The organism is Paenibacillus pabuli (genome assembly GCF_039831995.1).
GTDB classification, from domain to species: domain Bacteria; phylum Bacillota; class Bacilli; order Paenibacillales; family Paenibacillaceae; genus Paenibacillus; species Paenibacillus pabuli_C.
On sequence record NZ_JBDOIO010000003.1, the window covers coordinates 877,427 to 891,452 of the forward strand.

Here is a 14,026-nt window from a genome sequence, read left to right on the forward strand (position 1 = left end):
TTATTATTGTAATGATGCACAGAAGCCTGCACCAACCAATTTCTCTGCGTTATACCTTGTGTCTTTCTACTTGAAGCTGCTAGCTCTCTGTTTAATGAATATTCATGGTCTTGCCGGTCTTTTATCCCGGCCAAATTTGCGGAACGTAAATACCAGTTTTAACTTTAGCAAGTCATTGGTTTTCTTGAAGTCCATCTGCAGCAGGCTTCCGATTTTCTCCATGCGGTAGGTAATGGTGTTCCGGTGAACAAACAGCTGCTTGGCAGCTTCGTTGATCAGTCCATCATTCTCAATGAAGGATTCGAGCGTGTTCATCAATATCTGATTAGGGTCGCCATCTCTAGCAAGCAGGGGTTCCAGCACTTTATTGCAATAATTCTCCATAATGCTGTCCGGGACATGCTGGAACACGTATGCAAACTCCAACATCTCAAACTGCAGTGCACGATCCTTCATGCCGAAGCGTTGTGCCAGCTGCCGAGTATCCAGGCATTCCTGGTAAGCTTCACGCAATGATTTGGGCTCATGTTTCATCTTGCTAATCCAGAATCTTGGCACAGATTCTCCTTTGGCTTCCTGGCCAGATAACACATCCGCGAAGCGACTGAGCAGAAAACCCGATAATTCCTCACCATAGTCGCGGCCTGTGGGGCACGTATATATGGACAGGATCCCATCTTCCATCTGAAAATGCTGCGACGCCGTAAATTGCATCAATGGGTTATATTGCAGTTCGCGATGAATTTGTTTGAGCAGTTTCCCCTCAGCGAAGACCGAAGGTTCCAGCGTAATGAGCACACATTGATACGTTCCCTGGAACAGGTGAACGCCTTTGTTCTCACTGAGTCTGGTCAATTCCTCCACCGTCATTTTGTTATCGAGGTATTGGGTTAACAGTGTACGCATTTCATCCTGCACGGTCGGATTAATATGTTCGCGGTAGGTCATATCCATATAAAAAGCCAGTACGTCTGCGGCCTGCTGAAATAATTCTTCCTCTGCCCGAAGGGAGAGTGCCGAATCCGTAAACACGAGCAGGAACCCGTACTCTTCATCATTTTGTTTGATGGGAACCCGATGACAACTGCCCTGATTCCATTTTACTCGGTGCATAACGGATTTCCATGGCCAGCCTTGTACCACTGCATCTCCCGCAATCCCTTCACTGCCATAGAGCACATGTCCTCGTGAGCCAATAACTGCAAGCGGGTAGTTCAATACGGTTGCAAGCTCGGCGAACACATTCCGATGCTGCTGCTGTTGTAATGCAAAATGCATCAGCTTTTTCTGTTTCTGTACGACTTCATGAAGCAGTCGATGGCTCCGCTCGTGTTCTGCCTTGAACAGAGCATTCATCTGATCCGAAAAAGTGAATTGAAACGGCAGTTCCAGCAGCGGCAAGCGTAAACGATCCGCTTCTTCAATAATTCCTTGGGGGATGGATTGCCAGAAACGCCCGAGTTTAATGCCAAGCCCTGCACATCCACGGTCATTCAGTCGGCGCATCAAGCGAAGTGCATCCGTCTCGTTGTCTTTCATGATAAAAGCGGTAGTGAATAGCAGCTCTCCGGATTTAATCCAATCCGCGATATCTGGAGCGTCCATGACGTTAACGGATTTCATCATCCGTGAAGTCCCTTCCCCACCAGCAACGAGTCTGGCCTCAGACAAAGGATATACTTGTAAAGCCTCTTTCACCGTAAGCTGCACGGACACAACCTCCCACGTATATAACCTGATGAGTTATATTTTTCTCTGAATATGGAAATAAGTAACTCAAATCCTCTAACCTACACACACTTTATTTATTAAAACCACTACATTTGTTAAGTATTATAACATCATTTTCAGATTCAAAGCTTACATGGTAAAAATAAAACCAATGACAACATTGCAGCCTAGGCTTTGCAATTTATCATTGGTTTTCTAAATTTGTATGAAATGATTAATTTACGATAAATAAGTTCTTAAATCTCTAGCGTCTCCGGACTTAGCCATAATTTCATTCGGGATAATACCTCTTTGATATTCAGCGGTTTGCTAATATAGTCCGACGCTCCTGCTGCGATACATTTATCGCGATCTTCTTTCATGGCTTTAGCCGTTAAGGCGATGATCGGCATTCGGGTGAGATTCAATCGTTCCCGAATCTGACGTGTCGTATCGTAACCATCCAATTCCGGCATCATGATATCCATCAAAATGATATCGGGACTGGCTTCTCCGCGTTCCAGCATCTCCAGACATTCATACCCGTTCTGCGCGGTAATGACATGCATGCCATACTGTTCGAGTGCATTGGCAAGTGCATATACGTTGCGAATATCATCATCTACGACAAAAACCTGGCGCCCGCTCAATAGCGATTCTTCCAAAGGAGTCAGCAAAATCTCATCCTTGGATGTATTTGATACAGGGTCTACCACTGGAATCGTTGTAGCTACCTCATTCATAAACAGTCGTGAATGGCTCTTTGTCTCAGGCTCCTCTGGTCTCAATGGCAAGAAAAGGGTGAATACACTGCCTTGCCCTTCGCGGCTGGTCGCCGATATGGAGCCCCCAAGTAAAGTCGCAAGCGATTGAGAAATGGACAAACCGAGCCCGGTCCCACCGTATTTTCTTGCCGTAGCACCATCCGCTTGTTTAAATGCATCAAAGATCTGCAGCAACTTATCATCAGCAATGCCGATCCCCGTATCACTGACCGAAAAAGCAATAACATCCGTTTCCGGGCCACCAGCCTCCGGGCTTGCCAGATTCATTCGGGAGATGGTCAGGGCAACTTCGCCCTCGTGAGTAAACTTGAATGCGTTCGAGAGCAGGTTTCTTAAAATCTGATGCAAGCGCATCTCATCCGTGACAATGGTCTCTGGCAAATTGCTTTGCATCTGAATTCGGAAGTCGATTCCTTTCTGCTCAGCGGTTTTTAAGAAATACTGATTCATCGTTTCCGGCAGCACGCCTAGATAAACGTCCCCAAGATCAATGTCCATCTCCCCTGCTTCCACTTTGGATAGATCCAGAATGTCATTGATCAGATTAAGCAGATCTTTGCCCGAAGTATGAATGACAGATGCGTAATTTTGCTCTTCACTACTCAAGTGCTGATGTTTGTTTTCAGCCAAAATCTCGGACAGGATGAGCATACTATTCAGCGGAGTGCGCAGCTCATGCGACATGTTAGCCAAAAATTCGGATTTGTACCCCGAGCTAGTTCGCAGTTCGTCTGCCACTTTGGCAAGCTCGCTGGCTGACGTCTCAGCTGCATTTTTTTGTACCTCCAGACGCTCGTTCAACATGTGCAGCTCTTCAGTTTGCATTTGCATTTCTTCCGTCTGGGACATCATCTCCTCGGTCTGTACCTGAAGCTTCTCCGATTGAGCCTGAAGTTCCTCGTTCAGAACCTGGGATTCATCGTATAACTGCTGAAGTTCCATGCGAGTCGCCGTGGAGTGGAGAGATACGCTGAATATTTCAATTAATTCACTTAGCTGTTCGAGTTCTTTCTCCAGCAATGGCTTTAATGAAGCCAACTCCACGACCGCGATCGTTCGACCTTCGAAGATAACGGGCACGACAGTAAGAGATGTCGCAGAAGTATGGCCCAATCCCGAAGAGATTCGGATATAGTTCTGTGGCAGATCGTTCATGCGCAGTATCCGTTTCTCCAGCGCACTTTGACCCACGAGCCCTTCGCCCGGTGCGAGTGACACTTTGCCAAGCGAGCGCTCTTTATCCCCGTCTGCCGCATAAGCAGCTACACGCAGCAGCCGATTATCTTTCCAATAGTACAGTACACTGTAGGGAACCTCCAGCAGAGCGGCAAGCTCGTTCAGGAACAGGCGTGACAATCCCTCCAGATTATTCGGATTCTGCAAAAGTGTAGCGACACTCGTAATCTGGTCCTTCACCCGATTCTGTTCCTGCACCTTGTCGAGCAGCATGTTGGTCTCCCGCCCAAGGTCACCTACTTCATCCTCCGTCCGCACATGAATCCGTTCTGTCAGGTTGCCGCCTTTGATTATATCGCTAATGGTTTGTCTTACCTCACGCAGCGTTTTGACAATATTACCAGACACCATGATTGCTGCTCCGATTGAAAATGCGGCAATAGCGGCCCATAATGTGTACATGATAGTGAGCAGAGTGGAGCTACGTTCTGCAAGACTGCTTACTCGCGCTTCGGTCAAAGCAGCCTCTGTACTACGAAAGCTTGTAAGTTGGGCACGAAGTAAATCGATTTCGTTTTTACCGGGATCGGATTGGAAAAATGCAACCACTTGCTCCTGATCACCTTGTTTTTTCAATTCAATGGAAGGTTCTCCTGCAATCTCGATCCAGCGTACAATATGCGTTTTTATCGTCTGCAAACTCTGTTGCTGGGAGGGATTATCACTGATGAGCCCGTACAATTGGTCATAATTCGAATTCCACTCCGATAGTGCTTGATTGTAAGGCTCCAGGTAGCTGTCTTTTCCTGTAAGCATGAATCCTCGCTGTCCGGTCTCCATATCAAGTACATCCTTCTCAATGGCGTTGGTCAGGTTATGCACTTCCAGGTCATGATGGCTTATAAAATCGTTTTCTTTTTGTAATTCGTTAATCTGAGCCGATAAAACCAGCAAGGCAGCTCCGAATAACAGGACAACCACAAGATAGCCCAACAAAATTTTGGAGCGTATCGTAAACCTTCTCTTCTTCGACAACGCGGAAACCTCCAATAAAATCAACAATTCACCGCACAAAAATTTAGATCTGCATATGTAGTTTATATGGATACATGAAGTCTGACAAGTATTATATCCATTCACCGCATATTTTGAATTGGCATATTTGAAAGCTGTCATTCTGGGGGTTATACGCAATTTCAATCTAATTCGGCCGGTCTGAATGTTCTGAAGTTGAAAGCTGTATCAAATTCAGATTACAGGCTGAAGGTTTAGTACACAATCTTATCTCAAAAAAACGACCTGCATATGCAGGTCGTTTCTGGCACTAGCGTTTTTAACTATAAAAAGCTTAAGCTTTTGGAGCAATCATCTTCGCTGGATCCACATACTGATCAAACTGCTCTTCGGTAAGCAGTCCTGTCTGCAGAGCAGCCTCTTTCAGCGACAATCCTTCCTTATGGGCCAGCTTCGCAATTTTGGCTGCATTCTCGTAACCGATGTGCGGATTAAGAGCAGTAACCAACATAAGCGAGTTGTTCAGGTTATGTTCAATTTGACCCAGATTAGGCTCAATCCCCACTGCACATTTATCATTAAAGGCAATGATGGAGTCCGCAAGCAGTTGTACAGATTGCAGGAAATTATAAATAATGACCGGTTTGAATACATTTAGTTCAAAGTTACCCTGACTTGCTGCGAATCCGATCGCCGCATCGTTCCCCATCACTTGTGTCACCACCATCGTCAGCGCTTCACTCTGGGTTGGATTCACTTTACCTGGCATGATGGAACTGCCCGGTTCGTTCTCTGGAATACGGATCTCTCCGAGACCACTGCGCGGACCACTTGCAAGCCAGCGAACGTCATTTGCAATCTTCATCAGATCAGCTGCAAGCGCTTTAACAGCGCCATGAGCGTAAACGACCTCATCATGACTTGTCAGTGCATGAAATTTGTTCGGTGCCGATACAAAATCCTTACCTGTATGTTTGCCGATCTCCTTGGCTGTATAATCGCCAAAGTCAGGATGAGCATTGATTCCCGTTCCCACTGCCGTACCACCAATCGCCAGTTCCTTCATATACTGAACACTGTCGCGAATCATGCGCTCACTCTTGTCCAGCATGGCTTCCCAGCCGCTGATTTCCTGTCCCAATGTAATTGGGGTAGCATCCTGCAGATGGGTACGTCCAATTTTGATAATATCCTTGAAGGCTTGGGACTTGTCTGCAAAGGTAGATTTGAGTACAGCAATCGCCGGCAAGAGCTGGTCTTCGACAGCAAGCACACCTGCAACGTGCAGAGCAGTCGGGAACGTATCATTCGAACTCTGAGACATGTTTACATCGTCATTCGGGTGCAAACGTTCTTCCTTGCCCTTCTGCTCAAGAAGCTGGTTACCCAAATTAGCGATGACTTCATTCACGTTCATATTGGATTGCGTGCCGCTTCCGGTCTGCCATACTACGAGCGGGAAATGATCGTCGATCCGTCCGGCGATGATCTCGTCCGCTGCATAAGCAATCGCATCCGATTTGGCGGCAGACAGCTTGCCAAGTTTATGGTTGCTCGCTGCCGCACTCTTTTTCAAAATGGCAAGTGCACGGATGACTTCCATCGGCATATGCTCGCGACCAATCGGGAAGTTTTCCTTGCTGCGCTGCGTCTGGGCCCCCCACAACCTGTCTGCTGGTACTTTCATCTCTCCGAGCGTATCTCTTTCAATGCGGTATTCCACTTGATTTTCCTCCTCCAAAAAGATGATTTAAGTCTCTCGAAAGTTTAGTTATCTCGTCATATTATACATGATTGTCCTTCAGGTTTTCACCTTTTCGACAAAATTGTAAGCGCACCTCAAAACATGCATCGATTATGGATTCACGAGATTACGAGTAGATTGGATACAAACGACTGGCTTGTTCAAAGATCTCACCAGGCTCAAGTCCAATTAATCCGATTTCTTCGGCAGGTAGACCTTGCACATTCGGAGCATTAACCAGGTTCATCTGGGGTTCAGGACAGAAGAATCCGCCTTCGGTGTTGTTGTTCCAGATCATCCAGTGTTTGTACGAAGCTCCAACATCATAAACGAACTTATCCCCTGTACGTTGGTTCGTGAGCTCCATGTAATTTCGACCATTCTGTGGTTCCGCTGTATAGTGATTATCCATGGATTCGAAGAATGGGCTGACACCCTCTGCCTTTAACTTCTCCTCATTCGGTGAAAGCGGTTGAAATTGGCCGGTAGGCAAAGAACGTTCGTTCAGTTCACGACGCTGACCAATAGTGATTTTGGTGGTGTAGTCCGATACATCACTGTCTGGTACAAAGGCGACATTAATGGCTGTATGGAACGCAAACAAATTCGGCATGCGCTCTTTGCCGTTATTGCGAACCTTCAGCTGCTGCTGGAGTCCGGTGCTGTCAAGAGAGTATCGAAGGGTTACCGTAAACGTGAAAGGCAAATATTGATGGAAAAGGTGTCCTTCTTTAATTTCTTGGCTGAGCAGGATATAACTCTCCAGTTCAGTCGTTCCGTATCCCTCTACCTTCCAATCCGCCTCGTGCAAAAATCCGTGCAAATGATTACCCGTAGCAGGTTCATTTACAGGTAATTGATAGATCTCGCCATTCCAAGGAAAACGGCCATCCTCATACCGATTCGGTGGAGACAAAACGGGAATGCCATATACGGCCGGGGCAGCCTTGAACGCATCCATATTATTCAAATCCGGTTCACGAAGATAGCGATGACCGCGTTCAGTATCACGAAACGCAACCAGATTGGCACCCACGCTTGGAATGATAGCCGCCTCAAATTGATTAAAGCGAAGCCATACCGCCGGAATTCCGCCAAATTGCTCCTCATACGCTGAATTCTGCTGTGTCATTGTTATATGTACCTCCTGCATACTAGGGTTATATTATACGGCTCGAATATATCATGACTGGGCACAAAATACCAATCTGTGATATAGAACATTCTCATCATCTGACGACAAAAAAGACAGCTGCGCTGCCCGCGGCTGTCCTCTGTATGACAATTCCATTTCGTTTAATCGACATATTTGCCGTGATCCGGCACAGCATCCTGTTCAAAATCCAGATCAAGCTGCTCAAGCGAATCACGCAAAAAATCACCTGTCAGTGAATGCCCATGCCCCGTGACCACTACTCGTGGCTCCAAGTTCCTGATCACATGAACGGATCGATGTGCCTCGTCCCAGTCTGTCGTAAAGTATGCAGGCGGGCCATGCATCTGTTCATCCTGCAGCAGCACACTCCATAGCGATTCCTGTTTAACCGAAATGATGGCATCACCTGCAATCAGAAAACGGTCCTCCTCGCGAATGAGCGACACATGACCCGGTGTATGCCCTGGAGTGTGGATCCATTGCCAGCCAGGCATTCCAGGTACCGTATGATCTCCCGGCAGGCTAAAAATCCGATCATCCAGGTTGATTGCTTCATTGGGATAGGCAAAAGACAATCTCGCCATCAGCCCGCCACCTACGGAGGGATCAGCTGGTGGATAATCTTTTAAGCCTGTTAAATAAGGCAATTCTAGTGAATGAGCGAAGACAGGCACACCCCAGAACTGTTCAAGCTCAATCACAGTACCCACATGGTCGAAATGACCGTGTGTCAATATGATGGCGGACGGCGGTCCCTGAAACCGTTCTGCTGCGATCCGCACGATATGATCCGTAAATCCCGCCATACCGGTATCCACTAGAATCCAGTTCCTGCTTCCCGGTTCACCGATGAATACTACATTAACAAATAATGTACGCAGACTGAGGATATCGTGCGCGACTTCTTCAAGCCCCGTCATTCCTGCTGTGATCAGATTGTCAGATGTCATCCACGGTTACCTCCCATTCAGGCGATTGTCCCTCTGTTTGCCATCCATAGACTGCCCCTTTTTGGCATATCTATTCCCTCATCTCATAAAAATAGACGATGCATACCCGTTTGGGCACACACCGTCTAGTATAGTCTGTTTATTCACATAATAGAACAACTACCTCTGTTCTGATTATGCAGGGAAGGCATCCAAAGCCGCGTCAAGCAGCTTGTCGTATACATCATCGTCGTTTTCGAGCAGCTCGTCCATCCGAAGAAGTTCTTCTTCATCACCGGATTGCTCCGTGAAATGGAGGCTGTAATCCCAGTCTTTTCCGTTTTTGCTCATGAACGTTACCTCATAAATGGACTTTTCCCCTTCTGCACGAAAAACGGTTGTTCCAATATAGGATTTCTCGTCTTCCCGACGCATCTCGGCACGAATAATTTCGATATTCACCAACATACACTCCTTTAATCTCTCATCTGTAACAGGTCTACAACAATTATGGTAAACCTAGTTTGGTAATTATTATTGGTTAATTGTACAATATATAACGTAGCAACGTATACCATATTCAAATGAAGGCCCTCGGGAGTATCCTTACATACATGAAATGAGGGCTTCGTGTTCCAGTGAACGAGCTACGAAAACCTTATATACAGGAGGAGAATATAGCATGAATAATAATTTTGAGCTTCATCTACAGCAGTACGCGGAACTAGCTGTCAAAGTGGGAGTAAACGTCCATCCTGGACAAACACTCGTTGTAAATGCACCAATCACTGCAGCACATTTTGTACGCAAGATCGTGAAGGCTGCCTATGAAACGGGTGCCAAGCTGGTCAAAGTAAACTGGAGTGATGAAACCGTAACACGTCTTCACTATGATCTCGCACCGGATGAGGCATTCTCGATCGAACCAAAATGGTTTGCGGGCGAAATGACTGAACTCGTTGAAGAAGGTGCGGCCATCCTTCATGTCATCGCGGAGAACCCTGATCTCCTGAATGGTGTGGCTCAAGAACGTATCGTGACCAGCCAAAAAGTGCGCGGTAAAGCACTGGAGAAATATCGTGCTTATCAGATGGCTGATAAATTCAGCTGGTCCATCGTTGCAGTGCCTTCGCCGGAATGGGCTGCCAAAGTATTCCCGGATCTGCCTGCGGAGCAGCAAATGGATAAGCTGTGGGATGTTATTTTCAAAACCGTTCGCATTGGAGAGCAGGATGCCGTTTCCGAATGGAAAACACATTTGCAAAACCTGGATTCCCGTGCCGATCTGCTCAATACGAAAAAATATAAAAAACTGCACTATACTGCCCCTGGGACAGATCTGACCATCGAGCTTCCTGAAGGACACATCTGGGTTTCCGGTGGCAGCGTGAATGAACAGGGTCATGTCTTCATCGCCAACATGCCAACGGAGGAAGTATTTACAGCTCCACTGAAAACAGGTGTTAACGGCACTGTGCGCAGCACCAAGCCACTGAGCTACGGAGGTAATCTGATCGATGGTTTCTCTCTTACGTTCGAGAATGGCCGCATTGTTGATTTCACTGCTGAACAGGGACATGATGCCCTGCAAAACCTGATCGAAATGGATGAAGGTGCGCACTATCTTGGTGAGGTAGCTCTTGTTCCCCATAAATCACCGATTTCCGATACGAACATTCTGTTCTATAACACCCTCTTCGATGAGAATGCATCCAACCACTTGGCAATCGGTAATGCCTATGCGTTCTGTCTGGAAGGCGGTAAAACGATGTCGAAGCAAGAATTGATCGATAATGGTTTGAACTCGAGCCTTACCCATGTGGATTTCATGGTTGGGTCTGCAGACATGAACATTCACGGTGTCACTTCTGAAGGAAAAGAAGAACCGATCTTCTTGCAAGGCAACTGGGCATTTTAATTTTTCGCTACATGAAGAGAGGAGATTTCTCCTCTCTTTTCCTGCGTAAGCAGGTAAATTGATAGATATGGAGGTCACGACCATGTTAAGTTTTGAACAAAAATTGGACCGTTATGCCGAGCTTGCTGTCAAGGTGGGGGCCAACGTTCAACCCGGTCAAATCCTGGTCATCAGCGCTATGATTGATACGGCTGAATTTGTACGACTGCTCGTTCGTAAAGCCTACGAAGCCGGTGCCAAACAAGTTATCGTAAAATACGGCGATGAAACCGTCAATCGGCTCAGGTTTCAAATGGCTCCGCTGGAATCCTTTCAGGAGCAGCCGAAGTGGCATGCTGCGGAGCTTGAAGAGCTGGCAGCGAATAATGCTGCCTTTTTGACCGTACTCTCTTCAAGTCCGGATCTGCTCAAAGGGATTGATCCTGAACGAATCTCGACTCACCAGCGTACATACGGACAAGCCATGGCCAAATACAGACAGTATCAGCAGGCTGACAAAATGAGCTGGACAGGTGTAGCCTGCCCTTCCCCGGACTGGGCAGCAAAAGTGTTCCCCGACCTACCTGCCACGGAGCAGATAAAACAGCTTTGGGAAGCCATTTTTGCCGCCGTCAGAGCAGATTTGGATGATCCTGTTGAAGCTTGGGAACAACATATTGATCGGTTAGAACATAAAGCGGTTGCCCTAAACAGCAAAAAGTATAAAGCATTGCATTTTATCTCCCCTGGAACAGATCTGACGGTCGAACTTCCTGAAGGTCATATATGGGCTCAAGCGGGCAGCGTGAACGAACAAGGGACTCGCTTCGTCGCCAATATTCCGACAGAGGAAGTGTTCACGGCTCCCAGCAAACATGGCGTCAACGGTAAAGTGTCCAGCACCAAACCGCTTAGTTATGGCGGCAGTATCATTGATCGCTTCTCTCTCACCTTTGAGAATGGCCGTATCGTCGATTTTCATGCGGAAGAGGGCCAAGATACGCTGGAAAGATTAATCAGCATGGATGAGGGATCCCACTATCTCGGCGAAGTTGCGCTTGTGCCCTTCCATTCTCCGATTTCCGAGAGCGGCATTCTATATTACACCACGTTGTATGATGAGAATGCTTCATGTCATCTGGCGATCGGCAGTTCCTATGCGTTCAATATCGAAGGCGGTAAAACCATGTCGTCCGAAGAACTTGCTGCTCGTGGCATGAACTCCAGCATCACGCATGTAGATTTCATGATGGGTTCTCCGGAAACGAACATTTACGGGATTACAGCAAGCGGAGAACGGGAAGCCGTTTTCCTGAATGGGGATTGGGCATTTTAAGCATTTTCTAACTCCATAACATTCCATATTGTTTGTTCTTGGACTGCTTTGCTAAACCCAAATGAGTGGTTTGGCGGGCAGTCTTTTTGCGATCTGAGTAAACCTTTCTACCGCTGCCTGTGCAACCTCCCATTGTATCGTTTCCATATAATGTTGTAAAATGAAATGATACCAATGTTTGTGGATTGTTCACCAGAAAGGAGAACATCATGGCCAATCGGCTCCAATTACTCTTGGCCTCAGATTTCCATAATTTGAGCCCCACACTTCAGGAAGAAGTGTATTACGAATACTATAATATGGTTCATGGCCTCATCGTTTATATCATCAAGGAACGTGCTGCAGCAGAAGACATTATCCAGGAAGCATTCATTAAAATTATTAAAAACAAACCTTCCTTCGAGAACGAAGTCAAACTGAAAGCCTGGCTCAAGGTCGTCACCCGGAATACCGCCATTAATTATCTGAGAAAAAATAAAAATAACCGTAACCAACTGGATACGGATAGTGTTTTTATAGATATGGAGACGATCAATCAGACAGCAGCTTCCGTAGAGAGCACCGTGGAGACGCAAATGATGCAGGAATCTATTGAGTTCTATCTAGAGCAACTTAAACCGGAATACCGGGTATTAATAGAGCTGCGCTGGAAAGAAGGTCTGTCCTATCGGGAAATGGCTGAGCTGCTTGAAACTTCGGAAGAAATTGTGAAACAACGTTTGTTCAGGGCCCGAGGCAGTATCAAGAAGCAATTACATAAGGAATGGGGTGGGACCATTGAGCAAAGGCAAGTCAGATAGACATATTGAGCACTTTAATACAGAGCAAGAAGAAGAGTATTTTGATGCCGCCTTTGATCTGGCGTTTGATGAAGCTTTCCATCAGGCTGTCTCTGCTCCCCCCGCTCCCGACTCCCAGCAGATGCAACAATCCTGGCTCCGTGTTCAGAAGGAAATTACCCGGATAGCCGTTAGAAAGAAAAGAATGCGCACTTTGAAATTGTCCGTTGTGGTAGCTGCCTCCCTAACGATCGGTGGCGTCATTTTCAGTCTGCCATCCGGAACGCAGGCCGTGTCCCCTTTTGTTCAGTCCATCAAGGATTGGGGCAATGGTATGAAATCCATCGTTATTGAAGATCGCACCACAAAGCTCGGCGCAGATCCTTCTACCGCCAAAACACTCCCACCGCCTGAACCCGGAATTAACGAAGCTCCTATAATTGCAACTGGCGAGGAGGCCGAGGCGTTGCGAAAACAACCCGTGGAGAAAGACATTTTATTTGATGATATAGTCGTAACGGAAGAAATCGCCCGCTCGGGATTCAATGGTGACTTTTTGTTGTCGAGAGCTATACCCGAGCGTTTTAAAGAGGTAAAATTTGAACTGATCGTGAATCCTGAAATTCCGATTGATTCAGATGACTATTATAAATCCGATCGTATGAGAGTCCGCTACACGGGTGAGAGCGTCAATGGTGAAGAAGAAATTATTCAATTTGACTATTACTATGTTAAGCCTGGGCAGGTCATCGAAGGAACCATGCTTCGTGAAACCAGTGTAGTCAAATTAGCTGACGGTAGTGATGCTTTTGTATCCATCGGCCCGCCCTATAATACCTTTCAGTGGATGATGGGTTCGGTCAACATGAGCTTGTTTGGAACGGTCACGCAGGAAGAAATGATCGCCATTGCCAATGACCTGCAGGAACAAAAATTCCCTGGCAGCACGAGACAATGAATCAAAATAATACATTATTTGAAATATGGATTGTATTCTCAGAATTCGTTCCGTCATTGGCAGTATGTGTGCTAACGACCCGGTAGTAATAACCTGTGATCACCGTCCAGGTCGACTGTGCCGTCAGGGATTGTGTTTGTGTTTTACTTTTGGTACCTGACCGATACGTCACCCAATTTGAGCCCGTCCAGCGTTCCAGCCGGTATTCAACCTGAAGGGATTTCATTTCCTTGTAGGTGGTTGTTGATGTATTTACGTTTGCTGTCAGCCCACCTCCTGGTGAAACGGTTCCTGCAGCCTGATATATATACTTCAGTGCTGCTAGCGAGTGAAAACTTGGCTCCTCCGGCGGCGGCGGTGCGGTGAGTGCACCAGATACGATGTTTGGACTAGCTGCGGCTGTGCTGCTTACGGGGATGGATAAGATTCCAGGCACCGATAATGCAGCAACAAGGGTAATTTTCAGAATGGATGACAGCCTCATTTTCAACATATTCATTCCTCCTCCAATGTCCTATTTGATTTGGTGTAAGGTATAAACG

At 46.7% G+C, this 14,026-nt stretch carries 11 protein-coding genes; 4 read left to right on the forward strand and 7 right to left on the reverse strand.

Going from position 1 to position 14,026, the window contains the following annotated elements; genetic code table 11:
• Positions 1–102: 102 nt before the first annotated feature.
• The 6 genes from ABGV42_RS06075 to ABGV42_RS06100 form a co-directional block, all read right to left on the reverse strand.
• Complete coding sequence (locus ABGV42_RS06075) at positions 103–1,710, reverse strand: PucR family transcriptional regulator (protein ID WP_347380851.1); 1,608 nt, start codon at positions 1,708–1,710, stop codon at positions 103–105.
• A 257-nt stretch (positions 1,711–1,967) separates the two neighbouring features.
• A complete protein-coding gene (locus tag ABGV42_RS06080; RefSeq protein WP_347380852.1) occupies positions 1,968–4,706 on the reverse strand; it encodes a CHASE3 domain-containing protein in 2,739 nt (912 codons plus the stop codon).
• 313 nt (positions 4,707–5,019) lie between these two features.
• Entirely contained in the window at positions 5,020–6,408 is a 1,389-nt protein-coding gene (gene fumC, locus ABGV42_RS06085) for a class II fumarate hydratase (protein WP_347380853.1), read from the reverse strand.
• Positions 6,409–6,556: 148 nt separating this feature from the next.
• Entirely contained in the window at positions 6,557–7,561 is a 1,005-nt protein-coding gene (locus ABGV42_RS06090) for an aldose 1-epimerase (RefSeq protein WP_347380854.1), read from the reverse strand.
• A gap of 164 nt (positions 7,562–7,725) precedes the next feature.
• A complete protein-coding gene (locus tag ABGV42_RS06095; protein ID WP_347380855.1) occupies positions 7,726–8,535 on the reverse strand; it encodes an MBL fold metallo-hydrolase in 810 nt (269 codons plus the stop codon).
• Positions 8,536–8,709: 174 nt separating this feature from the next.
• On the reverse strand, positions 8,710–8,982 hold the full coding sequence (locus ABGV42_RS06100; RefSeq protein WP_221192408.1) for a hypothetical protein: 273 nt from the start codon (positions 8,980–8,982) through the stop codon (positions 8,710–8,712).
• A 214-nt stretch (positions 8,983–9,196) separates the two neighbouring features.
• Here ABGV42_RS06100 and ABGV42_RS06105 point away from each other — a divergent pair, with 214 nt between their 5' ends.
• From ABGV42_RS06105 to ABGV42_RS06120, 4 genes are all read left to right on the forward strand, one after another.
• A complete protein-coding gene (locus ABGV42_RS06105) occupies positions 9,197–10,432 on the forward strand; it encodes an aminopeptidase (RefSeq protein ID WP_347380856.1) in 1,236 nt (411 codons plus the stop codon).
• Positions 10,433–10,514: 82 nt separating this feature from the next.
• Positions 10,515–11,747, forward strand: coding sequence for an aminopeptidase (locus ABGV42_RS06110; RefSeq protein WP_347380857.1), 1,233 nt, complete (start codon positions 10,515–10,517; stop codon positions 11,745–11,747).
• Positions 11,748–11,956: 209 nt separating this feature from the next.
• The gene (locus ABGV42_RS06115; RefSeq protein WP_347380858.1) at positions 11,957–12,547 is read left to right on the forward strand and encodes an RNA polymerase sigma factor; all 591 of its coding nucleotides are present in this window, start codon (positions 11,957–11,959) and stop codon (positions 12,545–12,547) included.
• Positions 12,525–13,484: a hypothetical protein gene (locus ABGV42_RS06120; protein ID WP_347380859.1), complete on the forward strand. Its 960-nt coding sequence runs from the start codon at positions 12,525–12,527 to the stop codon at positions 13,482–13,484. Before ABGV42_RS06115 ends, ABGV42_RS06120 begins: the two co-directional genes overlap by 23 nt.
• 1 nt (position 13,485) lies before the next feature.
• Here the strand turns inward: ABGV42_RS06120 and ABGV42_RS06125 are convergent, their stop codons facing one another.
• A complete protein-coding gene (locus tag ABGV42_RS06125; RefSeq protein WP_347380860.1) occupies positions 13,486–13,977 on the reverse strand; it encodes a hypothetical protein in 492 nt (163 codons plus the stop codon).
• Positions 13,978–14,026: the final 49 nt, after the last annotated feature.

What these genes read in the sequence shown, in the direction of transcription:
- ABGV42_RS06095 (WP_347380855.1), bottom strand. Translation starts at nt 8,535, where the DNA reads ATGACATCTGACAATCTGATCACAGCAGGAATGACGGGGCTTGAAGAA.
- ABGV42_RS06125 (WP_347380860.1), bottom strand. Translation starts at nt 13,977, where the DNA reads ATGTTGAAAATGAGGCTGTCATCCATTCTGAAAATTACCCTTGTTGCT.
- ABGV42_RS06110 (WP_347380857.1), top strand. Translation starts at nt 10,515, where the DNA reads ATGTTAAGTTTTGAACAAAAATTGGACCGTTATGCCGAGCTTGCTGTC.
- ABGV42_RS06105 (WP_347380856.1), top strand. Translation starts at nt 9,197, where the DNA reads ATGAATAATAATTTTGAGCTTCATCTACAGCAGTACGCGGAACTAGCT.
- ABGV42_RS06090 (WP_347380854.1), bottom strand. Translation starts at nt 7,561, where the DNA reads ATGACACAGCAGAATTCAGCGTATGAGGAGCAATTTGGCGGAATTCCG.
- ABGV42_RS06115 (WP_347380858.1), top strand. Translation starts at nt 11,957, where the DNA reads ATGGCCAATCGGCTCCAATTACTCTTGGCCTCAGATTTCCATAATTTG.
- ABGV42_RS06100 (WP_221192408.1), bottom strand. Translation starts at nt 8,982, where the DNA reads ATGTTGGTGAATATCGAAATTATTCGTGCCGAGATGCGTCGGGAAGAC.